Source organism: Segeticoccus rhizosphaerae (assembly GCF_009192725.1).
GTDB lineage: Bacteria > Actinomycetota > Actinomycetes > Actinomycetales > Dermatophilaceae > Segeticoccus > Segeticoccus rhizosphaerae.
Genome location: NZ_VOHR01000748.1, coordinates 1 through 518, shown reverse-complemented (window position 1 = coordinate 518; position 518 = coordinate 1). Strand labels below are relative to the sequence as shown.

Annotated in this window: 2 protein-coding genes; both read left to right on the top strand. The window is 71.2% G+C overall.

Annotated elements, in window-relative coordinates; all coding sequences use genetic code 11:
* Nucleotides 1–264 (top strand): C40 family peptidase (locus tag FRW57_RS22805; protein ID WP_162529502.1); only part of this gene is annotated, 264 nt, incomplete at its 5' end.
* A gap of 105 nt (nucleotides 265–369) precedes the next feature.
* On the top strand, nucleotides 370–518 hold a 149-nt coding region (locus tag FRW57_RS22800), incomplete at its 3' end, for an SDR family NAD(P)-dependent oxidoreductase (RefSeq protein ID WP_152187153.1).

Here is a 518-nt window from a genome sequence, read left to right as displayed (position 1 = left end):
ATGCGGGCCTGGGGCTCGCAGGGCGTCTCGCTGCCGCACAGCTCGAGCGGCCAGTACCGGCGCGTGGCCAAGATCAGCACGTCGGACCTGCGGGCGGGTGACCTGCTCTTCTGGGGCACCGACCCCAACGACCCCGGCTCCGTCTACCACGTGGCCATGTGGGTGGGGAACGGAATGATCGTCGAGGCGCCGGTGCCGGGTCTGCAGGTCCGGGTGACCTCGATGCGCTGGGGCGGCACGATGCCCTACGCCGGTCGTCCCTGACCTTCCCTGACTGCGCCACCCGGGACCTCCACCTCTCGAAGCCCCTCGCCTGCCCCACCACAGTGGAGGCAACCCCACGGGGCAACGGGATCGAGGGAGATTCGGATGAACCGGTTCGAGGGACGCACGGTCGTCGTCACAGGCGCGGGTTCGGGGATCGGGCTCGCGACCACGGTGCGGCTGCTGGCCGAGGGGGCTGACGTCGTGGCCACCGACGTGGTCGCTGCCCGGCTCGACGCCCTCACCCAGGAGCA